The following is a 26,857-nucleotide window of genomic DNA, read 5'->3' on the forward strand; positions in this document are numbered from 1 at the left end:
AACCGCACTCATGACTTATGAAGTCAATTTCGACGGCTTAGTAGGGCCAACACATAATTATGCCGGATTATCTTATGGTAATGTCGCGTCACTTTCTAACGCTACCAGCGTCTCTAATCCAAAAGAAGCGGCATTGCAAGGTCTTGAAAAGATGAAAGCAATGCATGATATTGGTCTAAAACAAGGGGTATTCGCACCTCATGCACGCCCGAGTTTAACCCCACTACGCCGCGTTGGCTTTTCAGGCACCGATGCACAGGTACTTGAAAAAGCGTATAAACACGACCCTATTTTGCTTCGAGCTTGTTACTCTGCCTCTGCAATGTGGACGGCTAATGCGGCGACTGTATCGCCTTCTATTGATTCCAGCGATGGTAAAGTACATTTCACAAGTGCTAATTTAAACTGCAAATTCCACCGTTCAATAGAGCCCGAAACCACCACGAATTTACTTCGTGCTATGTTCGCCAATGCGCAATATTTTGCACATCACCAGCATTTGCCTGAGCAGCCTTTTTTTGGCGATGAAGGTGCGGCAAACCACACTCGCCTCGCCGATAATCATGGCAGTAAAGGTCTACAATTATTTGTGTACGGTTCAAGTGGCTTTAACAGCGATATAAAGGGTCCTACTAAATATCCTGCTCGGCAAACATTAGAAGCAAGCCAAGCGATTGCAAGACTACATCAATTAGATGATAAGCAAGCAATTTTTATCCAGCAAAACCCAAATGTGATTGATCAAGGCGTGTTCCATAATGACGTCATTGCAGTGGGCAATGAGAATGTGCTGTTTTGCCATGATCAAGCCTTCATCGATCAGACCACCAGTCTAACTAAAATTAGACAAGCGTATATCGGCGAAAAACCTTTACATATTGTAGAAGTTCCGACGCATGCAGTGAGTGTTGAAGACGCAGTAAAAAGCTACCTATTTAACTCACAATTGATCACCTTGCCATCAGGCGAGATGATGCTGGTTGCACCGGAGGAATGTGCGAAGAATGATAACGTTGCCGCGTATATCGAATATATGCTCGGTGCAAAAAATCCGATTTCGCAAGTACGCTTTTTTGACTTACGCCAAAGTATGCAAAATGGTGGTGGACCTGCATGTTTGCGATTACGAGTAGCACTCAATGAAGATGAGCTAAAAGCGGTAAATCCAGAAGTGATGATGAGTGAAGACAAATTTATTCAACTAAGCGCGTGGGTCAATAAACACTATCGCGATAAAGTCACAGAGCAGGATTTAGCTGATCCGAGCCTACTGCAAGAGTCCTATGCTGCACTAGATGAACTCACCCAACTACTTAATCTTGGTAGCGTTTATGACTTCCAACGCGCCTAATTTCAAGTTTTGCTTGTCAAACTGCAATTAATCTGAGGTTTAAAGGGAGTGATTTCACTCCCTTACTTTTTAGCAAGTACGTTAACCGCCCACGTCTCAAGCATACCGTCGCTATTTAGCGTTACTAAGGTGTCTGGGTTTGGGACATACATATCGACTACCGTTGCCCCCTCATTCTCAGTATGAATAGACCAGGTACCTAATTCTTCCCCGCTCTCATAGCGCCAGATGGAGAGGTGAGACTTTGACGATGATGTCGCAAGTAAGCCTGAGTCAGAAATAAATTTGGCCTTTCTAAACATCTTAAAACGCGCCATATACTTTAGCTCACTGAGCTGTTTTCCAGACTCAAAGTCTAGTACATGTTGCGCATTCAACCCATCTGAGACGAATAAGTGCTTGCCATCATGACTCACTGTTAAACTGGTAACACGATGACTAAATTGATGCTCATATAAAGGTTCTGGTGAGGCAAATTGCCAAAGGGCAACCAACCCATCTTGCGCGCCTGTAACAAAATAGTCGCCACTATTGTCAAACGCCAAATGCTCTATCGGTCGAGTATGTGGCATAAAACGATTGTTTAACTTAGTGAATAGATCCGCCATATTGAGTGAGCCATCATCCATCGCAACAAGCAAACGCTGATTGTTATGGGAAAGCGCTAAAGCAGAGATTGAAGCTAGTGGACTCACCCCTGCAAAAGGTACGTTCGTTATCAACTTTTGCTTTGGAACAGACCAAATTGAGATAAGGTTTTCACCTGCCACGATGAGCATTTCCTTATCATCTGACAGTAAAACTTCTTTAACTGGTGTTTTTATTTTGTCTTTGGGTACTGAGAATATGACAGACTGATTGGCATTGTCATAAATATGGATTTCAGCATTACTGTCTAATGTTACGCTCCACTTTCCATCTTTAGAAAAATGCCCGAGTATTATGCCATTTTGCGTCAACTGGCTTGTTACCCCTTTACTAATTTCAGGCTGCGATCCACACCCTACTAAAAATAAAGCGAACCAAGCTAGTGATATTAAACGAGACATCTTAAACCCTTAGCACATAATACATTTATTTCATTTACTGGCTTTACATATCGGCCGTTAGCAGACAAACTTAACTTATTGTGAATAATTTTAGACTGCATATGATGTATTTTAGCATGACAAAGTCACTTATTAAGCAAACTTTCGTTGTCTTAGCCGCAATGATTTTACTCTCAGCGTGCGGCTCAGAGGATAATGTCAGTGGTGACAAGGACACTCCTGGATATGCCGCAACAATGTATTTTGACGCACTCTATAATCAAAAAGATTTAGACGCTGCAATGAAAATCGCCACTCCCCGTCACGCGCGTATCATGCGCTCTTACGGTACTGCGTCGCAATTCGCCAGAAATTTAGTGAATATGCAATACGATGAAGTCACCATAGAAGTTGATATGACCAATCAAAGTCTGCGCGAACAGTATGGCGACAGCGCAAAAATTAATTTAATTTTTACAGGTCAGCTTCACGGTGAGCAAGTAGACGACATGCGTAGTGTCAGTATGGTGCGCAAAAAAGGCAAATGGTACGTAGACAAGGTACTAGCCGACCCCTTTGCGCGTTAACTCAAGAATTAGATTGGAAAGCCCCGTTGTCGGGGCTTTTTTAACAAATTAGCCAATATCCCTCCGTCACAACAAACTAGTTGGGCGCTTTTGCATCAACAGCAATCGCTTTTGCAACTAGCGTTTCAATACAAAAGATGGTTTCAGAACTCTTATCATCAATCACCTTGTCGTCCATTGCGATACTGAGTTTTTCATTCAATGTCTTACCCACCAATTTCACGCTATTTTGTTTACACCACTTACGATATTTTGCCATTAGTGGAGCATGCGCCTTTTCCAGTAAATAAGCATGCTCAACCGTATCTATCGCAGAGTGTTTTACTACGGCGCACAGATGCGAGATACGTTCACGGGTCGAGTTGTGATCAGAAACATTGCTACATACCTGCACCGCCAATTTATCGCTCGGCGCTTTGAGCCACTTACCAACGGGAAACGCCAAACGTTTTAACAAAAATGCCAGAGGTGCTGCGGTAAAGTTATCGCAAAATGCATAAATAGCCTTACTTGCTTCGTTAAGACAGTGATCTAAGGCAAACTTTACCAGCGGTAAGTCCCCTTGCTGACGACCATCATCTTCGTATTTCTTTAATACACACGAGGCGATATAAAGAAAGCTCAGGACATCTCCTAATTTTGCAGAGAGCATTTCTCTACGTTTTAGTGAACCGCCTAGCTTTAACATAGCGATATCGCTATACACAGAAAGCGCTTGGCTCAACCATGTTAGCCGTCGGTAATACGCCGCCACATCACCACCAACTGGCGCACGTTCGAAACGTGCAAGTGTGAAGCCATTAAAAAATGCCTTAAGCCCATTCATAGAGGTATGCTGCAAGTGTTTGCAAAGCACTTCATCAAACTCTTTCAATGCGATTAATTGATCTTCTTGCTGTACGATACTCATTTCTTTGAGTATGAAAGGATGGCAACGCGTTGCACCTTGACCAAAAATCATCAAGCTTCGCGTTAAAATATTGGCGCCCTCAACGGTAATAGAAATCGGCATCCCCATATAATTGTGGGCAAGATAATTCATTTCCCCCATTTGAATGGCTTTGCCGCCATGAATATCCATCGCATCATTCAATGCCACCCTTGCATGCTCTGTGAGATGATACTTGGCAATCGCAGTGACTACCGAAGGGCTTTGCTTTAAATCAATTGCCAACGCAGTGGTTTGTCTCACCGCTTCAATAAGATAGCTATAGCCGTAAATTCTGGCTAACGCGCTTTGCACTCCTTCAAAGGCAGAGATAGGTACACCAAATTGACGACGGACACCAGCGTAAGCCGAAGTCGTTCTGGCACTTAATTGAGCGGTTCCCGCGCTCAGTGCAGGCAAAGATATCCCCCGCCCAGCACTTAAACACGACACCAACATGCGCCACCCTTTGCCAATACCTGACTGTTCGCCTATCACCCAAGCCATTGGAATAAAAACATCTTCACCACTGGTTGTACCATTCATAAAAGCTTGCCCCAGCGGATTATGTCGATCTCCAGTTTTTACGCCTTCATGTGCCGTAGGAATAAGTGCACAAGTGATCCCAAGCTCTACTTTATTTGAAAGCAATTGATCCGGGTCGTAAGCCTTAAACGCAAGTCCTAATACATCAGCGACGGGCGCCAGCGTGATGTATCGTTTTTGCCAAGTTACCGCAAGTCCAATTTGCTTTTCTCCCTCAAATTCTCGCTCACACACAATCGCAAAGTCTTGAATGCTACCAGCATCCGATCCCGCCTCTTGAGAGGTCAATGCAAAACAAGGTAGCGCCTCACCCGAGGCAAGCTTTGGCAGCCAAGTATTCTGCTGATCATTGGTCCCGTAATGAAGCAGCAGCTCCGCAGGGCCTAAACTATTTGGCACCATCACGGTCACTGCCGTAGACAAGCTACGGCTGGCTATTTTTGCAACGATGGTGGAGTTCGCCTGAGCACTAAATTCCCGACCACCAAAAGCCTTTGGAATAATAAAAGCAAAAAAACCCTTTTCTTTTAAAAATTGCCAAACTTCTTCAGGCAGGTCTTGAGCCTCAGATATTTTTTCTTCATCAAGCATTTTTAGCAGCGTGTGTAATTCGTTATCTATAAATGCCTGTTCTTCATCGCTCAGCTTTGGTTTATCATTACTTAACCACTTTCGCCAATTCGGCTTACCCGAAAACAACGCGCCATCCCACCAGATACTCCCTGCTTCCATCGCTTCTCGCTCGGTTTGGGAGAGTTCAGGTAATGATGTTTTGAAATAATTAAAGAGCGGTTTAGTGATCAACTTAACCCTGATATCACGGACACAAAATACCACCACTATGGCCAATATCACCAATAAAACTAAAGTCATATGCACTCCTTTTTGCAGGCTTCAAATACGGCCTTTTGATACAATTGACTGCCTTAATTATGGTTAATAATCACACTAACTCAACTTTTATCTGCGCTCGCATCTCTTTGTTTGTCCATCGCAAAATTGTCGTTTTAAAGTCGTCCTGCTATTATTCTTGCCACCACAGCAAAAAATGATGCTTTGCTGCGCGTAAAAGCCGCGCTCACTACGATTAGTTGTTCATACGACTAATACTAATTGGATTAATTTTAGCAGTTAACCCAATTAGCGTAGCTGGCTATAGATACTGAAATGCCGTCTAGCGTTAAGTCGGCTCGTGTATTCATTAAAACAACAAGTGAACCCTATGAAACCAAGATTTAAGTTAAGTGTTGGCGCACTCATTGTTGCCAGTACTTTTGCACTCTCTGCCTGCAAATCCACTGAAACTACAAATAAAGCGTTATCAGAAGCCGATGCAGTAGCATTTTTAGATAAGGCGTCAGAACAGTTGGTTGACCTTAACTTCCGCTCTAGCCGCTCAGCTTGGATTTACGCGAACTTTATTACTCACGATACCGCTTCATTTGCTGCGGACGTTAATGAGGAATACACCGCTGCGCTCGTGGAGCTTGCTAACCAAGCTGCACAATTTGATGGCTCGACGTTAAACGAAGATACTCGCCGCAAGCTTGACAAATTGAAGCTAAACCTGACATTACCTGCACCAAAAGATGCTGACAAAACAGCGGAACTTGCAAAGCTCACTGCAGAGCTTGATGGTATGTACGGCAAGGGCAAATACTGTAAAGATGATGGCACTTGCCTAAGCCTTGGCGACATGACGGCTAAGATGGCGAATAGTCGCGACTATGAAGAGCTTTTAGACATCTGGCAAGGTTGGCGAGAAGTGTCAAAGCCGATGCGTCCACTCTATGAAAAGCAAGTGGTACTTACCAATGAAGGTGCTAATGAGCTTGGCTACGCAGACACAGGCGCCATGTGGCGCAGTAAGTACGACATGCCAGCGGACGACTTTGCAAAAGAACTTGACCGTACTTGGAACCAAGTAAAGCCGCTATATGATTCGCTGCACTGTCATGTTAGAGCCAAGCTTGGCGAGAAATACGGCGAAGATAAAGTGCCTCAAGACCAGCCTATTCCTGCACACTTGCTTGGCAATATGTGGGCACAAAGCTGGGGCAATATCTATGACTTAGTCGCGCCAGAAAACGCAGATCCGGGTTATGATGTAACGGCGCTACTGGCTAAACACAATTACGACGAAATCAAAATGGTAAAAGGTGCAGAAAAGTTCTTCACCTCTATGGGTTTTGCCCCATTACCTGAGACTTTCTACGAACGTTCTTTATTTATTAAACCACAAGACCGCGACGTACAATGTCATGCATCAGCATGGAACTTAGATGCCAAAGACGACCTACGCATCAAAATGTGTATCCAACGCACCGGTGAAGAGTTCTCAGTTATCCACCATGAACTAGGCCATAACTTCTATCAGCGCGCTTACAATCAACAGCCTGTGTATTACCAAGAAAGTGCCAACGATGGCTTCCACGAAGCTATCGGCGACACCATCGCGCTATCTGTAACACCTGGCTACTTAAAGCAAATTGGTTTGTTGGATAACGTACCGGATGAGTCAAAAGATATCGGTCTATTGATGAAGATGGCACTCGACAAAGTTGCATTTATTCCATTCGGTCTACTTGTCGACCAATGGCGCTGGAAAGTATTCTCTGGTGAGATTTCTCCAGCAGAGTACAACCAAGCGTGGTGGGAATTAAGAGAGAAATATCAAGGTGTTAAAGCACCAATTTCACGTACAGAAAATGACTTTGACCCAGGTGCAAAATACCACGTACCTGGTAATGTGCCTTACACTCGTTACTTCCTAGCGCATATTTTGCAGTTCCAATTCCACAAATCACTTTGTGAAATTGCTGGAAGCAAAGAAGCCATTCACCGCTGTTCTGTTTACAACTCGAAAGCAGCTGGTGAGCGTTTAAATGCCATGCTTGAAATGGGCAGCAGCAAACCTTGGCAACAAGCACTTAAAACGCTAACAGGTAAAGATGAAATGGATGCAACAGCAGTACTTGACTACTTTGCACCATTGCAAAAATACCTAGATGAGCAAAATAAAGGCCGTAATTGCGGCTGGTAATTGCTAGCAAATAGAGATTCAGAAACGGGCACACTCAATCGTGCCCGTTTTATATTGGTTTAATTTTGTTACAGTTCAGTAACTTCCTTTTTTAGCGCCAATCATATACGCTCAAATCAAAATCAGCCTACCGCTCTGGCGGTGAGGTCTGTGTTGTCACATGCAAGGATCCTTATGAATATAAAAAGAATTGGCCTAATAGCCATCTTTGAATTGCAACGCTTGTTTGCAACGAAACGCGGATGGATAGCCATCGCCGCATTTGTTTTGGTTTGGTATGCTATTTTGCGCTACGCCATTGCAGAAGCGGTATCCATTGTCAGCGACCCCAACTTCAAAAATATGATCCAGAGTTTTTCCGGCGTCGTTGGTATGCATCGTATTGCCCAGTGGCCTGAAATGGAACTTGCACTGTACTTAGTTTGGTCAATCTTTTTATTTCCTCTTTTTGTGATCTTTTCAAGCGCAGATCAAACTGTAGAAGATAGAACCCGCGGCACACTGAGATTTCTAACCCTGCGCACATCTCGCGCGGAAATTGTTGTTGGCCGCTTTGTTGGGCAGGTATTCAATACGTTGCTGCTCATAGCGATTTCTGCTGTAGGTGCTTGGATATTAATGGTGGTGCGCGACCCAAGCTTGTGGCTCACAGGGCTAAGTCGAGCGACATTAATTGTTTTAGAGCTAACGCTTATTACTGCGCCATTTATTGCCCTGATGTCTGTTGCTAATCACTTTGCTAACTCAAGCAAAATGAGTATGATTTACGCAATTTTAACCTACTTAACGCTCGCTACTTTGGTCGCTTTTGCACTTGAGTACAGCGCTTACGCGGAGTATCTGTTTTATCTTTTTCCTGGATTCCAAGGCACAGAAACCATCGCACAAAATATCAACCTCTCTCGCTTTGCCACACCGGTGCTGCATAGCCTCGTGTTAATTGCAATTAGTTGTGAACTATTAAGAAGGCGCACGCTATGAGTAGCATTATTGAAGTTAATAATTTAGTGAAAGAGTATGGACGAAAGCGCGCACTAGATAACGTATCTTTTACCCTAAACGCAGGTTCACCCATTGCGCTTGTTGGCCCAAATGGTGCGGGTAAAACCACCCTTTTTAGCACACTTTGTGGGTATCTAAATGCAGATGCAGGCAATGTTCAGATTTTAGGTCACAAACCTGGCAGCGCTGCACTTTTTGGTCGCCTTGCCGCACTTCCACAGGATGCTCAGCTTGATCCAAGGTTTTCTGTCAGTAATCAGCTACGTTTATACGGACAACTTCAAGGTTTAGATGCGAAAGCGGCCGAGAGTGAAACGCACAGAGTGCTTGCGCTTGTAGACCTCAAAGACTGTTATCACGCCAAACCTCATGAGTTATCTCATGGCATGCGAAAACGTATCTGTATTGCCCAAACGCTACTTTCAAAGCCTGAAATTGTACTACTTGACGAAGCCACGGCTGGATTAGATCCCGTGAATGCTCGTGAGATCAGAAACCTAGTAAAAAGGCTTCAATCTGAAACGACTTTTATTTTGAGTTCACACGATTTAGTAGAACTCGATGATTTGTGCGATCAGGTATTACATTTACAGCATGGTAAATTAACCGCAGTTGACCGCATCCAAGAAGCGGAACTTGCCACGCTGACAGTAAAACTTAAAGAGTCTGGCACCGGTAGTCACATAGCGCTTTTGAAAACCTTACAAGGCGTTGAAGAGGTGACAGTAAATGCCAGTGGCGCCCTGCTTATTGAGTACCGTAGCGGCCAACAGGTTGATATTGACGTACTCCAACTTTGCCGTGAACAGGGTTGGCGTTACAAGTCGTTAGTTAATGGTAAAACACTAGAAGATGAACTGTTCGGCTAGCGCACGGTTAGTTTAGTAAATTAAAAAAGCCTGCATCTTACAGGCTTTCTTAAATGATTTATAACTTCGCCAGTAACAAAGAGCCGGGTCGAGGTAAGCGAGGTAATATTGCCGGCGTTTTCGCATAATCCGCAGGTAAACGCTCTTTCAACTCGTTCACCTTTGTTTGGTTATTCAGTTTTTCGTATGCATAGTATCTTAGGATATCTTGATATGTTTGATTTTCAGCGCTGGTTACAACATCACTGTTTAATACAGCTAATGCTTTATCGTAGTCTGCCATTTCAATGTAAGCGCGTGCCAAATCAGTAGCGCTACCGATTTGAAAGCGACTTTGCATTTTTTCAGATAAACTCTCTAGTTGCTCTGCTGCCTGCTGATGTTGCCCAAGGTGCATATAAGCTGATGCCAATCTGTTTTTTAAAAATGGCGGTTGAGTAGAGCCTTCAGGAAACCAATTAGTGTAAGCGGTCAAGATTGCTTCGTGTTGACCTAGCTTATGATAGGTTTGGTCGAGCAAGGTAAAGCTTTTAACTTTGATATCCAGCTCTTCAAAACCATTCAACGAACGGCGGTTACTATGCCAATTTAAAATGTGTGAAACCGCTGCTGTTAGCTGTGCTTCATCATCCGATTTCGCACCTTTCGCCCCAGCGAGTAGTTCCTTTAATTGCTGTTGATATCGCGCAGAATTTTCACTCTTTTGTTTACTCGCTTCTTGTGTTACCTGCTTTTCAGAGACGATTTGGTTAGCAGCTAAGGCACCACAAGATAGTGCTGCCGTGATAATCATTAAATGGGATAATTTCATTTTCTTTTCCTTGTTTAGTGTTTTAACTCTTTGAATATTGAAACTTTTCGAGTGAGATACGGCTAATACTGAATGACCTAATGACGCATGTTCATACCGGTATTGATGTTCGGACAACAGTAAACTGGCCAAATCGTATCTATATTTATCACTCAGTTTTTCCATACAGCTTTCATCGCAGCTGAGTTCGATTTGTTGTCGCGCCAAATTTGCTAACAACAAACAGAATGGATTCCAAAAGAAGACGCTTTCAGTCGCACATATTAGCCATAACCAATATGTGTCCTTATGCTTGATATGCGTTAACTCATGCTCAATCACGGAATCGAGTTCTGGTCGACCTTTCATCTTAAAATCTAACCAAATGGTGTGCTGTAATGGGCCTGTCGTAATTGCTGGGGTACTCAATTCTGTAAATTTTACGGTGCAAGACGTGTGTAGATATTGATGCTCTTCACTGGTGTAGGCGCCCTTTTCGATGCCTCTTAGTAATCTTTTATACGACAACACTCTCGCTAGAAATAGTCCTCCACCTACCACTGTCAGAAATACAAACAAATTTGAAAACACTTGGTTTATGGTATAGCCAGAAAGCCAGTTTGATTCGGTTTGCAAAGTGGTTTGCTTGATGCTGTTCGGTGGAGTTGACCCTGAATCTGAAATAGAACTTACCTCAATAGTGTAAAGCTCTAGATCTATTAAAAAAGGGGGTGGGGAAAGTTGCTGCCATGGAATTAGCCAACTCAATAACCCTACTACCAACACATAAAAGCGCGTTCGTGCAGGCGCAGTTTTCAGAAAATAGCAGCTAGTCAAACTAAACATGCTGAGCAAGCTTGCGGTGAGTAAGTAATCAAACATTAGTCGCTCTCTTTCTTCTGTTTTTTGCTCTTAAGTAGGTTTTGTAAATACTCAATATCATCATCGTCTAAACTCTCTTCTTTAATGAAATGAGCTATCAGGCTGCGTGAACTACCTTTAAAAAAGCGATCCATAAAACGCGGTGTTGCCTGCTGTGAAAGCGCTTGCTGAGTCACTTTTGCTTGATAGACGATTGACCTCCCCTGCTGACCACAGCGCTCGACCGCACCTTTTTGCTCTAGTCGATCTACGATTGTTTTGACTGTGTTATAAGCCACTTTTTTTGTTCTTGTATCATCTGCAAGAAGATATTTATGAAGCTCACTGGCAGTACATGCATTTTGTTGCCAAAGTAACTTCATCACGTCTAATTCAAATTCACTTAGTTTCACTTATCACCTCTACCACTACATTTGTAGTTTTAAACCACTACAAATGTAGTTGTTGGTACCCATGAAGTCAACTAGAAATTTTTGGTGAAAAAACAGAAGGTGAAGCTATACATGAAAGCAGCATTACCTTGGAGAAAAGTGAGGGTGTGCAACAACTCCCCCAAAAAGCGCATTTTGCGTTCCTTGGTTAAAGATCATAACAACTCAAATTAGGGTAAAGTGAGACTCAAGTTTTAGCTACAACTAAAGCTCTCTGTGTTGTAGTTCTATTGAACGCTGATAGATGATGAACGTGATGAACGCAGACACCCGTGATGAACGCAGACACCCACCGCTAATGTATTAAAGCGTTTGTATGGTATAGATTACCCGTGGTGTCGACGAATGTGCGTAATTAAGCCCTCTTTATTAAACTCAAGTGAAACAATATTGGTTTTACTATACTCAATCGCTTTATCTAAATGAGTAGGCTTTACTTTACCTGATTCGGTCATTTTTACAAAGACGACATCAGCGCCAACCATTACCTCATTTATTTCTATTGAACTATGGATGATTTCATCTTTTAATTTATTAATCATATCCTCTCGGAGTTTAGATTTATCTGTATAAGTAAATCTAAATTTGACGTGTTCATCGATAAAGTCGTCAGAAAGCAATGAGATATAGTTCTCTATTTCTTTAATTGTTGAATTGGGTTGTTGACGCGCATTTTTTGCCGCTACAAATACTTTTGCTTTCTCAATTAGTTGCTCTGATGTGAAATTATCATGTGCACTACTAGAAAATGAAAAAAGAAAACAAAATAACACTAATATAAATTTATTCACGGTTTTTTCCTTCCTGCTATACCTAGAAATAATGAATCCCACACTGTGCTAGTCTCCATTTCTGTGGGTTATCTTAAAGCCAGTGCCATAAAGCTAAATCGCCAAATCGCTGACACCCACCACTAATTTGCACCTTCCTAAGATACCGCCTACGCTTTAATTCTGCACTCAAAGGATTGAGGAAAACAAACTATGGCTACTGCCCGTAAAAAACAAATCAGTTTAACCGACACCAAATACTACCACTGTATCTCCCGCTGCGTAAGGCGCGCGTTTCTGTGCGGTGAAGATAGATTTACCGGAAAATCATACGAACACCGCCGGGATTGGGTTGAAGAAAAGCTCCTGATGTTGGGTTCCGTGTTTTGTATTGATATTTGTGCTTATGCCGTGATGAGTAATCACACTCATATTGTTTTATATGTTGATGATACAAAGGCTAAGCGTCTGTCGGATGAAGCGATTTTGATACGGTGGCACAAGTTGTTTAAAGGTAATTGGATAAGCCGTAAATTTACAGAAGGTGAGCCACTCAATGAGTCGGAGCAATTGATGCTAGATGAGCTGGTTGATAAGTACAGGGGAAGACTAGCGGATATTAGTTGGTTTATGCGGGTGCTTAACGAAGACATCGCCCGCCGAGCAAATAAAGAAGATAACTGTACAGGCCGATTTTGGGAAGGACGATTTAAATCCCAAGCATTACTGGATGAAGCAGCACTGGCTGCTTGTTTGGCATATGTAGACTTAAACCCCATTAGAGCCAAAATCGCCGCAACGCCTGAAACCTCAGACTACACCAGTATCAAAAAACGCATAGACCATGCAAAATTAGGTAAACAACCAAAAAGCCTACTACGCTTTGCAGGCAGCCCACGAAAACATATGCCTAAAGGCCTTCCTTTTGAACTCAAGTCCTATATTGAATTAGTTGAGCTCACGGGCCAGTGTATTCGAGCCGATAAACACGGTTATATCTTTGAGTCTCAGCCTATTCTCACTCGACTAAATATCGGACCGGAGAACTGGATAAAACTTACTACGCAATTTTCACGGGTATTCCACGGTGCAGTTGGTCGAGAGCGGACAATAACCGCTTACTGCGAAACACTTCAAAAACGACGACGGACAAACCTAACAAACTGCGAGCGTTTGTTGGCTTAGCAAAACTCACATTCTCAACGCTAGAATTTCTTACTGTTGTATTTACAGCGCTTTGTCGTGCGCGATAACCCGGTTTTAGTGTAGAGATACGCTTACCCGCCAAAGGTCACCCTATCTAAAAACGCTTTTGTCCATCCTCGTTTAAGTGTTTCCGTACTTTTAAATCTTACTTGCCAGCATAGATACAAATGATGGTGGGTGATGAGATGGACGCTCCCAAATCGGCGTCAATGCGCCAAACTGATAGTTGCAAACACAGTTATTAGGAGAGTCCATCATGAATAACGTTAGCACGCTTTCAATTGATCTAGCAAAAAATGTCTTCCAACTTTTATCGTTTGATAAGCAAGGTAATAAATGTTTTTCCAGAAGGTTAGATAGAGCAAAGCTCTTGCAAACATTGACCCAATTACCTGCTTGTAATGTTGTTATGGAATCATGCTCAACGTCTCATTATTGGGGGCGGTACTGCTTACAAGCTGGGCACCAAGTTCAGCTTATCCCTGCGCAACATGTTACCCCTTTTGTCCGTGGCAATAAAAACGATAAAAATGATTGTATGGCGATTTATGAAGCGAGCCTTCGACCTAACATTCGCTTTGTTCCTGTAAAAACAGAGCATCAACAAGCAATCCTAGCACTACATCGCTATCGGGAACGGCTCATACATAATCGAACCGCCTGCATCAACCAAACATGTGGTTTGTTACTTGAATTTGGCATCGTCATCAAGAAGAGCTTAAAGTCTTTTCGTGCAACCATTGCTGATCTGCTCAACCGTAATTTACATGGAGCTTTAAATCTACTCCTCAGAGACGTTTATGAAGAAATGCAAAAGTTAGACGCCAATATTAAAAATGTAGAGGCACAATTTAAGCAGTTTAATGAACAGAGCCAAGCTGCTCAAATTATCCAATCCATCCCCGGAATTGGGATTATCAACGCATCGGCATTGAGTGCCACAATAGATAAAGGGCAAGCATTTTCTAATAAAAAGGAGTTGGCTGTGTGGCTTGGGATCACACCACGTCAATATGCTTCGGGTGAAACCAATAAGATGGGAGGGAGCACCAAACGAGGTGATCGTTATCTAAGAAAACAACTCATTCATGGTGCCCGTACAGTGGTCAATCATGCGCACAAAAAGCAGGATGATTTAAACAAATGGATCAACGCATTGGTAGAACGTCGCGGTAAAAATAAAGCGGTGGTGGCCACGGCCCACCGATTGGCTCGCTTAATGTGGATATTGCTACAAAGAAATGAACCTTATAAAGCCCAATATACACAAAGTGAGGCGCAATCATGACTCAAATTATGGCTATTAAGGAGCCCGGTCGTGACAAGGGCCTCGAGCCCGAGTGGGTGTTTATGAGCCCTTGATAGCCATATTCTCATTGCTGTAAACATAACGATGAACAAAAGGTCAAACCTACCTAGTTAAACCCGTTATAGGCAAGGCATTCAATGCCGCGTGGGTGTATTCTACTTTTTGGGTGACTAGGTTCGAAACTCATTAGGGGCGCTGAAATTCAGTTAAGCCCGAATATATGTCAGAGCAGCACCTTATTTAGGGTGACTCAAAGTGACTGTTTATCAATACATACAAATAGTAAATGAGAGATAAATAAAAGAAGCAACAAGGCTGTTAAAACAACCTTGTTGGATGAGTATTACTTGACAGCAGCAGAGCGTCCACATATGTCATTAATTTCATACACTTAGGAACGTTTTTTTCCATCTTCGTTTAAGTGTTTCCGTACTTTTTAATCTCACTTTGCCAGCATAGATACAAATAACGATGGGTGTCATTGATTCCATACAATATTCTCATTGCTGTAAACATAACGATGAACAAAAGGTCAAACCTACCCAGTTAAACCCGTTATAGACAAGGCATTCAATGCCGCGTGGGTGTATTCTACTTTTTGGGTGGCTAGGTTCGAAACTCATTAAGGGCGCTGAAAGTCAGTTAAGCCCGAATATATGTCAGAGCAGCACCTTATTTAGGGTGACTCAAAGTGACTGTTTATCAATACATACAAATAGTAAATGAGAGATAAATAAAAGAAGCAACAAGGCTGTTAAAACAACCTTGTTGGATGAGTATTACTTGACAGCAGCAGAGCGTCCATATATGTCATCAATGATTTATAAAGCGCGGATACTAGAGAGCCAGCTAACGCCTTGCTAAGGTGCGGCTAATACCACGAAACCGGAGCAAAGCCACCGTAACCCCTAAACTCAACCAAACCAAAATTGCCAAAGGTCTGGTCAGAACTAATTCACTTAAGCAATTTGTTAGCCATCAACTTAAAGCGCTGCTCTTAACTAAACATTTGATAGTTCTGTTACTCAAAAACTCTCTAACTGAACTTAGAGTTGAATCCTCTAATCCCGGAGCTAGCACGACCTCATCTAAGATTTGAGCCCAGTTAATCGGTACTCTGCAAAGTGGGAAACCTTGGGGCTTAGTTACATTTTGGGCAACCCAGTCATTCGAACCTGGATCGTAAGAATATAACAACCTAACTTCTTGCTCACTCTCAAAGCAATTTCTGAGTGCCATTAGAGAAAGAACAGCCCCCTGACCTAACGAATCCAGATGGTGCTCATAGTGGGTTTGTTTAAAATACTGAACTAGATCATCTGCATCATAATAGTTCACCTTGCCTATGTAGTGATGAAGCATGAAAAAATTGTCGTCTAGTGACATCAAGGCATTAAGAAGTTTTCTTGGCGTGCTCTTTATCCTTACAGCTTCTTGCCCGTAAGAAAAAGCCTGCCAGTTTGAAGAGCGCTCAACATCATCATAAGTCCAAGATAAACCGTAGAAATCATCCACGATCCCAGCTAAAGATAATTTTTCGCCTGTTACCTCTTCTGTATATTCTACTTGTAATAAGGGATTTTCATAATCATCCCCCCAAGTTTCCTTGCACGCTTTGACATGGGTTAACACATTATTACTAACGTCAGAATATAAATGTTGCAGTTCCATTACTCTATATATTGGTGTGTCTAGCTCGACATCAAAGGCATTTTGCTCAATATAAAGAGGTTTCATTTGTTGTTTTGATTGCCCTTGGAAATCTGCTTCTCGAATCTTTTGTACAATATCTAAGTTTTTCTTTAAGTACATTTGCCCTCCTGATGGCTAACGCCCTGTTAAGGTGTGAGCAACGCAATACCGATGTTGCCGCATACTACCGTAAACACCAAACGCAACGCATAGTGAAAATGCCACGCGTTGCGAATCACTCTTAAACAGTTTGTTATGTATCTTGTCGCTTAAGTTCTTTAACGTCTTTTTCAGTCTTCCAGTTGGTAAGGTGCTCTGCTAAGTGGTTAATCTCAGCCACCGCTATTACTGCTATTGTCTGGTCATTAGACTCTATTTTCTGGATGGCTTTTGGAGAAGAATGTAACGCAAGGATTACCCCATAAGGTTGATAATCCTTAAAGCCATCAGGTGACTTAAGCTGAACGTCTACACCGTTTTTAGTAATGGTTTCGTATCGCCTCAGTTTATTCTTTTCCACTTCGCTAAAGATTTTCTCTAAAAACTGGCTGCATGTTCCTATGCTATTGACCAAAACTGTTAGTGGTGCATTTTTTTCTTTAGCCATTTTTACTGCGAAGGTATATGCAGCTCTTAGCTCATCTCCAGAAATTAACTCTGGTGAAAAATAAGCGAATCTTTCCATACTGACTATCTCCATTTTTTATATTGTTCGGATACATAACATTTTAGTATTTATGCGACACGCAGTTTGTGTTGCATAATCGCTTGTTGGACTGAGCCGCTACCCGCTCGATGTTGTCAGAGTTGGTGTTATTTATACTAAGGGAATTTGCTTTTTGGAGGCTCTCACTTTCCTAGCTAGTGTAATCAGCTTAGCTAGTGTTATGTAAGCTTTCCCTGCATCGCTCAGCGCTTATTATGTCTTCATTACACCTAAATCTGCCTTAATAAGCAATTATATTTTTTACGCGTACAAAGGCCGCTAGCCTGAGCAATTAAGCCGGTTAACTAATTGATTTTGAGCAGCTATCAAGCTGCTAACTCTTTCGCTCTACTTTGGTCGGTGTTGCATCTAACTTGAATACGCCAATTAGCCGCAAGATACCTACCTTACAATGCTGACAAGGCCAATTCGGTATCAATGTCACGTTTTCTCCTGTCTTTGGCCTCTTTGCTCTGCATGTGCATGACGCCTGCGACCTTATCAGCGCTAACTTTCGCTTGCGACATGCATTGGCTAAAAAACCGTAATGCCGAATACGCATAAATCCTTTCGGTAGTACATGCTGCAAATAACGCCGTAAGAATTCGTCATTACTCAGTGTCATCACTTTATCACGATTATCATCTGCGTAATCTCGGTATTTGAAGCTCACCGACTGTGCATTCGCTGATACTAAACGTGTTTTGTTATACACGCAGCATTAGAAATGGCTGTCCTTCTTTCTCCTCCTTTTGCATCTACCTTCTCCTTTTACCCATCCCCATTTGTGATATCACTCGCTTGGCATTGTCGGCACACGCCATGTCACCTGGTTTGGCTTCTATGTCATTAAGGATGGAGTTTAATTGTCGTTTGTTGTCTGCAAGCTTTTTCTCCATCAGTTCAATATCAGCAAGTTTTTGACGTAAAGCGTTAAGTAACTGATCATGTTTCCAGTCACTTAGATCACTCGGAAGTAATTTACTCAACTCATCTAAACTAAAGCCTGCCTTTTGACCATTTGAAATTAAATGCAATACAGTTTCAGCTTCAGGGGGATAGGTCCTATAACCATTGGCAGCGCGCTTAACTAATTTAAGTAGGCCAATATCCTCATAGAATCGAGTTTTCGACGTCGCCAAACCTGTTCTTTTTGATAATTCACCAATTTTCATAAACTCAAGTTCCTACTGCGCTCAGTCTGCTAGCTTAAATGAAAAAGTCTGTGCTTATCCCAAACAATAGCAGATAACAGAAATTAAGTATTGACCTTCAAGTTTACTTTAACCTTATGCTTGCACAAAACAGATACAAATTAAGGTGATTTTTATGCAAACAATACTTGGAGCAAACGGTCAAATTGGTAGTGAGCTCGCCCGAGCTTTAAAGAAAGACTTTACCTCTAACATTCGTCTTGTCAGCCGAACACCAAAAAAGATAAACGCCACGGACGAATTACTCAGCGCTAATCTACTTGACGGCAGTCAAACGCAAAAAGCAGTAGCAGGCTCTGAAATTGTTTACTTAACCGCAGGACTGCCGATTGACACAAACATGTGGGTTGAGCAATTTCCTATTATGATGCGAAATGTCATCGATGCGTGCGCAAAACATAATGCCAAATTAGTGTATTTTGATAACACCTATATACCCGCAAAGCAATGAACGTCTCACAGAAGAAACACCTTTTTTGCCATATGGCGAAAAAGGCAAAGTTAGAGGACTAATGGCGAATATGCTGCTCGATGCGATGAGCACAGGCCAAGTCAATGCGATGATTTGCCGCGCGCCTGAGTTTTATGGGCCGGGTAAAACGCAAAGTATCACCAATACAGCGGTTCTTGATAAGCTGCGAACAGGCGATGCTGCGAAAATCTTTATCAGCGATAATACGTTACGTACCTTGATATACACGCCAGATGCTAGCAGAGCAATGGCGTTACTAGGCAATACCTCTGATGCGTATGGCCAGACATGGCATCTACCATGTGATGACAATCGACTCACTTACAAGCAAATCGTTAACTTAGCGAGCGAAATACTCGGCATTCAAGGCAAGTATTCAATATTAAAGAAATGGCAGCTATCACTGCTAAGCATTTTTAGCAAACCTATAAGAGAAACACGAGAACTGTTACCTCGATATGCAGTCGACAACATATTTGTATCAGATAAATTTAAGCAGCGCTTTACGGAGTTTGAAATTACCACTTACCGAGATGGACTAACAACAACTCTCAAGGAATGACGACGTTATTTAATACCTAGATCATTAGGCGTTAAGTTAAGTGCTACAACTAACACACGCTTTGGCGAGGAACAAACACTTAGATTGCTAAACTTGGACTCTGTACGGGAAATTGCCCCGCACAGAGTTGATGCTTTTTATCTCATCCCTTTAAGAATTTCGACAATTTCTAGGGTGTTTTCAAGTACCCTGATGACCCTACCTTCAACGCTTATCGTTACCAAATCCCGATCTCTGTCGCGATAAATCACTTTGCCATGGTCGTAGATATCTGGATCTAAGCGTTCTCCAACTTGGAGCTTCTTTTGCCAACCTGGTGGAAGTGGCTTGCCCTGCTTCAACTTTTTCTCAAGGCCCGGTGGTAACTTCTCCGGTTTAGCATTCGCCTGATTTAAACCTAAAGTCAGACTAAAGGTAAGTAGAGAAAGTACAATAACTTTATTCATAACAACCTCTCTTTTAGCGCGGCATCATACACTTTGTAAACACAATGCCGTCTATAAAGTATTGTTAATAGTTTGAAATAAAGCTTATTGATATAAACTGAACAACAGTCACTAATATTTAGACTGATTTAGTTTTGTTAACGCTTTAACGGAGAAACGTTCAATGGCGAGCCCCAACTGAAGTCCAAACTTCTCAGCAACGCCTTTTTTAGCCTTATAAGCCACTTTATAAAGTTGGTGACTTTCATTTAGTGACATGAGTAAATCGTCGCTGGTTGATATTTCATCAACTAGTTTAAGTTCTAACGCTTGTGTACCAAACCAATGTTCTCCAGTGGCCACTTTCTCAATATCGAGCTCGACACGGTTATCAGAGACAAAGTGTTTGAACAGACCATGCGTTTCTTCAATCTCCTCTTTAAACTTTTCTCTGCCTTTATCCGTATTTTCACCAAACAGCGTGAGTGTACGCTTATATTCACCAGCGGTTACCATTTCAAAGTCAACGTTATTCTTTTTCAATAAACGATTGAAGTTGGGGATCTGCGCAATCACACCGATTGAACCAATAATTGCAAATGGCGCTGCAATAATCTTATCTGCAACACAGGCCATCATATATCCGCCACTTGCAGCAACCTTGTCTACACAGACGGTTAGAGGAATACCCGCTTGCTTGATACGCGTAAGCTGCGATGCACCAAGTCCATAACCGTGAACAACCCCACCACCACTTTCTACAGACACAATAACCTGATCCTTTTCTTTATCTGCAATCGTTAAAATAGCGTTGATCTCTTCTCTTAAACCCGAGACTTCGTGAGCGTCCATACTCCCGTTAAATTCAAGATAAAAAACGTTTTTCTCTGCTTCTTTATCTTTATTTTTTTGCGCTTTTGATTGCGACTTATTTAGGGCTTTTAGCGCCTTTTTATCAAGCGTTTGCTGCAAAAACTGCTGCTTAGATTGTGCCAAGCTGTCGCTTAAATCGATAACTTCAATCTCACCCTTTTTCGATTTTGGTTTTGAGCTTGCTCCCACCATCAAAATAATGACTACTGCGATACCAAAGATAATGGTTACTGTCTTGGCTAGAAATAACCCATATTCAAACAAAAATGCCAAGTCGTTCTCCTCATTTAGCTCATAAAGGGGGCCATTTAACTCAATATTAAATGGACACAAAAAAGACCGCTAGCGCGGCCTTTTATAGTCTCGAAAAATGTCTTAGTTTGCAACAACATCCGGGTTAGATACTTGTAAAACCAAACCCTTTGACTTCAAGAAGCTTGCAACTTGTGTTTGCATTTCGAGTGACGCTGCGGCGTGTCCTGCTGCTGTACCACCAGCTCTTTCATCAAAGCCTGTCGTCAAGATTGAACTATGATGGCCCTGAGAGAACTTCACTACATAACTTCCAGGTGTTCCGTCTTGACTCATTTGCGTTTCGCTTGCAGGCATTAAGCCCATGAAACCAGCAAGTGGTAAGCTACCTGACAAGAAGCTGCGTTCTGTTGTTGGAGGAATAACCAAGTCAGCAGCATTGCCATCAACACCACCCGTAACAACGCTCATATATACTGGCGTTTGTAGCGCTTTCACGGAAGCTGCATAGTTAAGTGGATCGGCACTGCCTAATGCCGTTTGTGCTGCAAAACCAAACTGCGTCACCGTACCATCAATCAGTGCAAGTGTTGCGGTATCTTCAGCCGCCTCTAGCCCTGCTCTAAAGGTTGCATAAGCACACGACACAAACTCACTTTGTACAGCAGCAAGCGCACCACAGTCAGCAATTGCGCCTTCTTGCAGATAGGTATTAAACGCTTGCGATGCTAGGTTACCTGCAGAGCTCAACACTGAACCTTGTACAAACGGGCCAAATGATTTTGATTCAATCAAGAAATTAGCAATACCCGAACCACCACTTGCAAGCGCTGCTGACTCAACTTTAAAGAAGCCATCAATTGCTGGATTTAATGGTGTATTGGTTTGTGCAAGGAAGCTTGGGCCTACAATAGAACCAAGTGAGTGACCTAGGTAACTAACTTGTTGAGTATTAAAGTTAACTTGACCGCCAGATGCTAGATTAATGAAGTTTAAGCCTAAACGTAAACCCATTAAATCTGCTGCTGATTGCTTTAAGTTATCACGCGCAACCAACAACGATGTAAGGTTCATGTAGGATAACACGCTACCTGTCGAGGCATTAAAATCATCAGTGCCATCACCATCGATATCTAAACCGCGAGCACCGTGCATTGGGTGATCGATCGCAACTGTGGCAAATCCTGCTTGTGTTAATGACAACGTCAAACCAAGCATGTCTTCTTTTTTACTCGTGATACCATGTTGCAAGATAACAACAGGCCAGCCGCCTTCTGGGCGCTGAGACTCATCCGCAGGCATTGTGATTTGCACAGGAACATTAGCAAGCCACTGCTCTTTAGGGATTGGATTGTACTTAGTTAAGAACTTAGTACCATCTAAACCTAAATCTCTCAACTTTCCACCCGAAAGTGTATTACAAGCAATATCATTTGGTTCTGTTGGCTCTGGTAAACCACCAGCTTGCGCCGCATATCCAGCGACAGCTACCGCGCTGTCGCAGCGAGCTTGCCAATAGGTATCAGCTAGCGCAGAGATATCTTTATTTTTTGGTTGTGATAAGTACTGAGGTAGTTGTATTTGACCTTGCAATAAACGTACGCTTCTAAAAGCAGGTAAAATAGCATCAGGCACTTTTCCTGCAAGTGCATCTGCAACGGTGATCACCGGTTGTGCAGGTACAGCGACAACAGGGTTAGCACCACCTTGTAATTTAGCGGCTAACAATTGCTTAGTCGCCGCCAATGCGTGGCCTGTCGACTGTGTCGTCATTGCAGCTGTATATATAATCTCTTCTTTACTCACCGAACCCGCTGCAGTTACCGCCCCTTCATAGCTACGAATCACAGCCTGAAGAGACTTCTGAGCATCAGTTACCAATGGCGCGTCTTGGCGCAATAAGGTGTAAGTCGAAGAAGCATCTACACTTTGACCTTTTGAGTCTTTAAGACCTTTGGTCAAAACAGTAATGTACGTAGTTTCAGGTTTGAATGGTTTAACTGGGATAATAGCTAAACCGTTACCTGTGCTATTAGCCATAGTAACAAAATCACCATCAGGGCCAAATTGTAATTCAGCAATTGGCTTACAAGCGATACCTGAAGGCACCTGAGCACAGTCTTCGTCGGTTTGTAATGGTCCACCCATTGCAACTTCAAAAATTCGTACAGAGCCCGGGGTCATGACGCTTTGCGCATCGAGTGTCAAACCATTCGGTGTCGTCATGTCGATAACGTAAGGCATTTGCGTCGACCAACCATCTAAGGCGCCAATCACAATACTTGGGTTTGCGTAGCTTGCACGCGTTACCAGAGGGTTACCTTCACCATCTTTCACTCCTGACATTTCGTCAGGTAGGTTTAAGGTACCGTCTTGAGTGCCGGATAAAAGAATATCGTTTGGAACTGAGATCACACCACCTGATGGATCAAATTTAACAGAAATCGTTGGAGAAACGGGTGTAGTATCATTTTTTACATCTTCTAACGTTTCACCGCCTCCACAGCCAGCGAGTGCTGCTGATACTGCGAGTGAGAGTAGCATTTTTTTCATTTTATAGGCTCCGACATAATCTTATTATTATTGTGATAATTCTCGTTAAATCTATGTAATTGCATTTTTAATAAGACATTAGACCAGTTAAACTTAACTCAAACTTTGTTATTTCGCCAGCCATATTTACAATAAATTCGCTAACTTGCTACGGCATTGTGATAAAATAGCCCAAACATCTTAATTGGAGTCCAGAATGCAGACTTATCAAGCTCCTGAAAACGCACTTGCGAATAAAACGATACTAGTAACAGGTGCCGGCGACGGCATCGGCCGTGTTGCGGCGATTAATTACGCCAAATATGGTGCAACGGTTATTCTATTAGGCAAAACCACCAATAAACTAGAAGCCGTTTATGATGAAATTGTTAACGCCGGTTATCCACAGCCTGCAATTGTACCTTTAGATTTACGTGGTGCAACCAAACAACACTTCCGAGACTTAGCTGCCACTATCGAGCAGCAATTTGGTAAGCTCGATGGCTTGCTAAATAATGCTTCTATTTTAGGCTCTTTAGGTCCAATGGAACACTTTTGCGTTTCAACCTTTGAAAACATAATGAAGGTAAACGTAACAGCCCAAGCGGTGATCACTAAATCGCTATTCCCTGTAATGAGAAAAGCGCCTAATGCTTCTATCGTCTTTACTTCATCGGGTGTAGGACGTAAAGGTCGTGAGTTTTGGGGAGCGTATGCAATTTCTAAATTCGCAACCGAAGGTATGATGCAAACTTGGGCCGAAGAAGTGGGTAAAACCAATATTCGCATCAACTGCATTAATCCTGGTGCAACAAGAACAAGTATGCGTGCATCAGCATTCCCAGGTGAAGATAAAGATAAACTAAAAACACCTGAAGAATTAATGCCAACATACCTGTACTTGATGTCTGATGACTCAATCGAAGTTAATGGCCAATCTTTAGATGCCCAAACCTACTAACTAGCACTTTAAAGGCTGCAGATCCACAATTGCAGCCTTCTATATTAACCTGAGGTTTGGATAAGGAATGTTCCAACTCATTGTTGCTAAAGCACAACTTAGTTTTTTCCTTGCCTAGCCAGAGAGTTTTAGGGAAAACACCGCTTCCGCGTCCTGCTCTCGCTAAGGTACCTACATCCTGTAGGCAAGGCGAATTTACGCACCAATAGCTGGCTATTGGAAGTGAATTCAACGCAGTTAGCGCTAAAACTGGCTGCTAGAAAGGCATTAATTATCCGCAGCTCAGGTTATATTACTTAAGTTAATCTCTCGGCAAGGTTTCAAACGCCAGCACTTGCTCTAATTTTTCATCCCACTTCGCTTTACTCGCGATAAATAGGTGTGCAGTTGGCGTAAGACTCGGCGCATCATCTAAACTACCGGCAGGTACCGCTATACCAACAGGCTGCTGGTTTGGTAATGCAGAGCCACAACAAGTACAAAAGGCTTTAACGTGCTTAGTATTCGGTAAAATAAAGCGGGTTATTAACTTTTCGCCCGCAAGCCAAGTTAGCACTGCATTTTGAAAAAATAAATTCGCAGCATGTGCGGACCCTGTGTCTTTTTGACAATACTCACAATGACATAAATAAAAGCCCTGCGCGTTGCCCTCTACAAGATATTTAACCTGACCACACAGACAACTACCAGCAAACATCTCTTTCATTTGCATCTCCTTATCAAATACAAAAACACCAGCTCACTAGGCTGGTGTTTAATACCAATTAGTCTTAATACTTGATCAATTTGAAGGAGCAAATCTGACGCTAACTACGTTAAAAACTTCTCATTTAGAACAACTAAATAGCAAAATTTTTGCCTTGCCTATATGGATGTAGGTACCTTGGCGATAGCAGGACGCGGTAGCGGTGTTATCGACAAGATTTTCTCGCCTCAAAATAGCTCACTTAAATAAGCTAATTGGTATAAAAAGCTTAAATTACTTTCTTCTTGGGGTTTTGACCCTTTGATTATGCTTTTTCACTGCTTTGCGGATCTTATTAATTTTCGCGCGCTTGTCTTTGCGCTTTTCTGGCATAACCGACAACTTAGTTTGCTGCTCGGCCCTCATGCTTACCGATTTACGTAGGTAGTTAACATCTTCTAATTTTAATTCTTCCCATCCACCTTGTGGTAAACGCTTATTAAGCTCCAATTTACCATAGCGGATACGGATCAAACGCGACACTTCAACATCTTGCGACTGCCAAAGACGTCTAACTTCGCGATTACGCCCTTCGGTCAGTGTTACGTTGAACCATTTATTCAGGCCTTCACCACCAAGTGGCTTAATCTTAAGGAATTTTGCAGGACCGTCTTCTAGCTCAACGCCTTTGGTTAATGTACGCAACGTTTGATTTGTTACTTCACCAAATACGCGAGCAGAATATTCACGTTCCACTTCGTATTTTGGATGCATCAAGCGATTAGCTAGCTCACCATCATTGGTAAAGAGCAACAGGCCTGATGTATTGATATCTAATCGCCCAATTGCTATCCAACGGTCACCATCTAACTTTGGTAGCCTATCGAATACAGTGCGACGACCTTGAGGGTCGCGACGAGTACACAGCTCACCTTCAGGTTTATGATACATAAGTACGCGACAGATGCGCTCTTCTTGCTGCTCTATTTTAACAATATGTCCATCTACACGGATCACCGAAGTCTCTTCCACTCGGTCTCCTAGCTTGGCAACTTTTCCATCTACACTTACGCGGTTAGACTCAATATACTTTTCCATTTCGCGTCTTGAGCCAACGCCAGCTCTTGCCAATACTTTTTGTAGTTTTTCACTCATTCAGATGGTTCTCTCACAGAAGGATCGTTTAATAACTGTTCTATTTTCTCATTATGTTGTTCAGGTAATCGAGGTAATTCCCCAAGACCAGATAATGAGAAGTAATCTAAAAATTGTTTTGTCGTTGCATACAATGCAGGCTTACCCGGTACCTCTTTGTAACCCACCACTTTTATCCACTCGCGATCTATCAAGCTTTTGATAATATTAGAACTCACGGTGACCCCGCGCACTTGCTCTATTTCGCCTCGAGTGATTGGTTGCCGGTAAGCAATCAATGCCAAAGTCTCAAGTGTAGCACGTGAGTATTTTGGTGCTTTTTCCTGCCACAGTTTACTTAGCCAAGGGCTCAAGCTCGGGCAAGCTTGAAAACGGTATCCAGTACCAACCTCAACCAGCCTTACACCGCGAGTTTGATAATGATTTACCAGTGTTTCCAGTGCCTGATCAATACGCGGTGATGACACGCTGATATCTTCCAGCACAGTTTCTTTTAAGCGCTTTTTAGATAACGGCTTATCTGAAACGAAAATCGCTGCTTCAACCAATTCAACCAGTTGTTCATCGCTAACGCGTCTTTTCATAT

The 26,857-nt window shown here is 42.5% G+C and carries 24 protein-coding genes and 1 pseudogene; 10 read left to right on the top strand and 15 right to left on the bottom strand.

Going from position 1 to position 26,857, the window contains the following annotated elements:
- Positions 1-10: 10 nt before the first annotated feature.
- Entirely contained in the window at positions 11-1,351 is a 1,341-nt protein-coding gene (gene astB, locus PNC201_RS09675; RefSeq protein WP_102056925.1) for an N-succinylarginine dihydrolase, read from the top strand.
- Positions 1,352-1,413: 62 nt separating this feature from the next.
- On the opposite strand, the gene PNC201_RS09680 is transcribed toward astB, so the two are convergent.
- Positions 1,414-2,400 carry a WD40 repeat domain-containing protein gene (locus tag PNC201_RS09680; RefSeq protein WP_095727524.1) on the bottom strand — a complete coding sequence of 329 codons (987 nt, stop codon included), beginning with the start codon at positions 2,398-2,400 and terminating at the stop codon, positions 1,414-1,416.
- A 116-nt stretch (positions 2,401-2,516) separates the two neighbouring features.
- Between PNC201_RS09680 and PNC201_RS09685 the strand changes: the two genes are divergently transcribed.
- Complete coding sequence (locus PNC201_RS09685) at positions 2,517-2,966, top strand: hypothetical protein (protein WP_039497631.1); 450 nt, start codon at positions 2,517-2,519, stop codon at positions 2,964-2,966.
- 76 nt (positions 2,967-3,042) lie between these two features.
- Here PNC201_RS09685 and PNC201_RS09690 read toward each other — a convergent pair whose 3' ends face one another.
- The gene (locus PNC201_RS09690) at positions 3,043-5,313 is read right to left on the bottom strand and encodes an acyl-CoA dehydrogenase (RefSeq protein WP_102056926.1); all 2,271 of its coding nucleotides are present in this window, start codon (positions 5,311-5,313) and stop codon (positions 3,043-3,045) included.
- A 349-nt stretch (positions 5,314-5,662) separates the two neighbouring features.
- Between PNC201_RS09690 and PNC201_RS09695 the strand changes: the two genes are divergently transcribed.
- The 3 genes from PNC201_RS09695 (at position 5,663) to PNC201_RS09705 (ending at position 9,354) form a co-directional block, all read left to right on the top strand.
- Positions 5,663-7,483: a M2 family metallopeptidase gene (locus tag PNC201_RS09695; RefSeq protein ID WP_102056927.1), complete on the top strand. Its 1,821-nt coding sequence runs from the start codon at positions 5,663-5,665 to the stop codon at positions 7,481-7,483.
- Positions 7,484-7,657: 174 nt separating this feature from the next.
- Positions 7,658-8,464 (top strand): ABC transporter permease subunit, encoded by an 807-nt coding sequence (locus PNC201_RS09700; RefSeq protein WP_102056928.1) that lies wholly within the window; start codon positions 7,658-7,660, stop codon positions 8,462-8,464.
- Positions 8,461-9,354 carry an ABC transporter ATP-binding protein gene (locus PNC201_RS09705; RefSeq protein WP_102056929.1) on the top strand — a complete coding sequence of 298 codons (894 nt, stop codon included), beginning with the start codon at positions 8,461-8,463 and terminating at the stop codon, positions 9,352-9,354. Before PNC201_RS09700 ends, PNC201_RS09705 begins: the two co-directional genes overlap by 4 nt.
- Positions 9,355-9,412: 58 nt before the next feature.
- Here PNC201_RS09705 and PNC201_RS09710 read toward each other — a convergent pair whose 3' ends face one another.
- From PNC201_RS09710 to PNC201_RS09720, 3 genes are all read right to left on the bottom strand, one after another.
- Complete coding sequence (locus tag PNC201_RS09710; RefSeq protein WP_102056930.1) at positions 9,413-11,026, bottom strand: M56 family metallopeptidase; 1,614 nt, start codon at positions 11,024-11,026, stop codon at positions 9,413-9,415.
- A complete protein-coding gene (locus PNC201_RS09715) occupies positions 11,026-11,418 on the bottom strand; it encodes a BlaI/MecI/CopY family transcriptional regulator (RefSeq protein ID WP_010604953.1) in 393 nt (130 codons plus the stop codon). The genes PNC201_RS09710 and PNC201_RS09715 overlap by 1 nt, the downstream gene beginning before the upstream one ends.
- A 365-nt stretch (positions 11,419-11,783) precedes the next feature.
- Positions 11,784-12,248 (bottom strand): hypothetical protein, encoded by a 465-nt coding sequence (locus tag PNC201_RS09720; RefSeq protein ID WP_052258378.1) that lies wholly within the window; start codon positions 12,246-12,248, stop codon positions 11,784-11,786.
- A gap of 192 nt (positions 12,249-12,440) precedes the next feature.
- Between PNC201_RS09720 and PNC201_RS09725 the strand changes: the two genes are divergently transcribed.
- Positions 12,441-13,412, top strand: a complete 972-nt coding sequence (locus PNC201_RS09725) for a transposase (protein WP_102056931.1) — start codon at positions 12,441-12,443, stop codon at positions 13,410-13,412.
- A 277-nt stretch (positions 13,413-13,689) separates the two neighbouring features.
- Positions 13,690-14,721, top strand: a complete 1,032-nt coding sequence (locus tag PNC201_RS09730) for an IS110 family transposase (protein ID WP_102056932.1) — start codon at positions 13,690-13,692, stop codon at positions 14,719-14,721.
- 999 nt (positions 14,722-15,720) lie between these two features.
- Here the strand turns inward: PNC201_RS09730 and PNC201_RS09735 are convergent.
- From PNC201_RS09735 to PNC201_RS09755, 4 genes and pseudogenes are all read right to left on the bottom strand, one after another.
- Positions 15,721-16,554, bottom strand: a complete 834-nt coding sequence (locus PNC201_RS09735; protein ID WP_010604686.1) for a hypothetical protein — start codon at positions 16,552-16,554, stop codon at positions 15,721-15,723.
- Between the two features lie 133 nt (positions 16,555-16,687).
- Positions 16,688-17,119 carry a hypothetical protein gene (locus PNC201_RS09745; protein WP_102056934.1) on the bottom strand — a complete coding sequence of 144 codons (432 nt, stop codon included), beginning with the start codon at positions 17,117-17,119 and terminating at the stop codon, positions 16,688-16,690.
- A gap of 355 nt (positions 17,120-17,474) precedes the next feature.
- Positions 17,475-17,855, bottom strand: a pseudogene (locus PNC201_RS23715) (transposase); the annotation flags it as partial.
- A gap of 43 nt (positions 17,856-17,898) precedes the next feature.
- Positions 17,899-18,315: a MerR family transcriptional regulator gene (locus tag PNC201_RS09755; protein WP_102056935.1), complete on the bottom strand. Its 417-nt coding sequence runs from the start codon at positions 18,313-18,315 to the stop codon at positions 17,899-17,901.
- Between the two features lie 154 nt (positions 18,316-18,469).
- Between PNC201_RS09755 and PNC201_RS23500 the strand changes: the two genes are divergently transcribed.
- Positions 18,470-18,805 carry an NAD(P)H-binding protein gene (locus PNC201_RS23500; protein WP_233525156.1) on the top strand — a complete coding sequence of 112 codons (336 nt, stop codon included), beginning with the start codon at positions 18,470-18,472 and terminating at the stop codon, positions 18,803-18,805.
- A gap of 61 nt (positions 18,806-18,866) precedes the next feature.
- On the top strand, positions 18,867-19,388 hold the full coding sequence (locus tag PNC201_RS23505; RefSeq protein WP_233525157.1) for a hypothetical protein: 522 nt from the start codon (positions 18,867-18,869) through the stop codon (positions 19,386-19,388).
- Between the two features lie 137 nt (positions 19,389-19,525).
- Here the strand turns inward: PNC201_RS23505 and PNC201_RS09765 are convergent, their stop codons facing one another.
- From PNC201_RS09765 to PNC201_RS09775, 3 genes are all read right to left on the bottom strand, one after another.
- The gene (locus PNC201_RS09765) at positions 19,526-19,834 is read right to left on the bottom strand and encodes a hypothetical protein (RefSeq protein WP_045988126.1); all 309 of its coding nucleotides are present in this window, start codon (positions 19,832-19,834) and stop codon (positions 19,526-19,528) included.
- A gap of 111 nt (positions 19,835-19,945) precedes the next feature.
- Positions 19,946-20,959: a protease SohB gene (gene sohB / locus PNC201_RS09770; RefSeq protein ID WP_102057869.1), complete on the bottom strand. Its 1,014-nt coding sequence runs from the start codon at positions 20,957-20,959 to the stop codon at positions 19,946-19,948.
- A gap of 102 nt (positions 20,960-21,061) precedes the next feature.
- Positions 21,062-23,491, bottom strand: a complete 2,430-nt coding sequence (locus tag PNC201_RS09775; RefSeq protein ID WP_102056936.1) for a VolA/Pla-1 family phospholipase — start codon at positions 23,489-23,491, stop codon at positions 21,062-21,064.
- 196 nt (positions 23,492-23,687) lie between these two features.
- Here PNC201_RS09775 and PNC201_RS09780 point away from each other — a divergent pair, with 196 nt between their 5' ends.
- On the top strand, positions 23,688-24,431 hold the full coding sequence (locus PNC201_RS09780; protein WP_102056937.1) for a YciK family oxidoreductase: 744 nt from the start codon (positions 23,688-23,690) through the stop codon (positions 24,429-24,431).
- A gap of 301 nt (positions 24,432-24,732) precedes the next feature.
- Here the strand turns inward: PNC201_RS09780 and PNC201_RS09785 are convergent, their stop codons facing one another.
- The 3 genes from PNC201_RS09785 to scpB all read right to left on the bottom strand — a co-directional run bounded on the left by PNC201_RS09785 (position 24,733) and on the right by scpB (position 26,855).
- Positions 24,733-25,137 (bottom strand): GFA family protein, encoded by a 405-nt coding sequence (locus PNC201_RS09785; protein ID WP_102056938.1) that lies wholly within the window; start codon positions 25,135-25,137, stop codon positions 24,733-24,735.
- Between the two features lie 273 nt (positions 25,138-25,410).
- Complete coding sequence (gene rluB, locus PNC201_RS09795; protein ID WP_010604963.1) at positions 25,411-26,271, bottom strand: 23S rRNA pseudouridine(2605) synthase RluB; 861 nt, start codon at positions 26,269-26,271, stop codon at positions 25,411-25,413.
- Complete coding sequence (gene scpB / locus PNC201_RS09800; RefSeq protein WP_010378581.1) at positions 26,268-26,855, bottom strand: SMC-Scp complex subunit ScpB; 588 nt, start codon at positions 26,853-26,855, stop codon at positions 26,268-26,270. Before scpB ends, rluB begins: the two co-directional genes overlap by 4 nt.
- Between the last annotated feature and the right edge of the window lie 2 nt (positions 26,856-26,857).

The sequence above is a fragment of the Pseudoalteromonas sp. NC201 genome, assembly GCF_002850255.1.
Classification (GTDB): domain Bacteria; phylum Pseudomonadota; class Gammaproteobacteria; order Enterobacterales; family Alteromonadaceae; genus Pseudoalteromonas.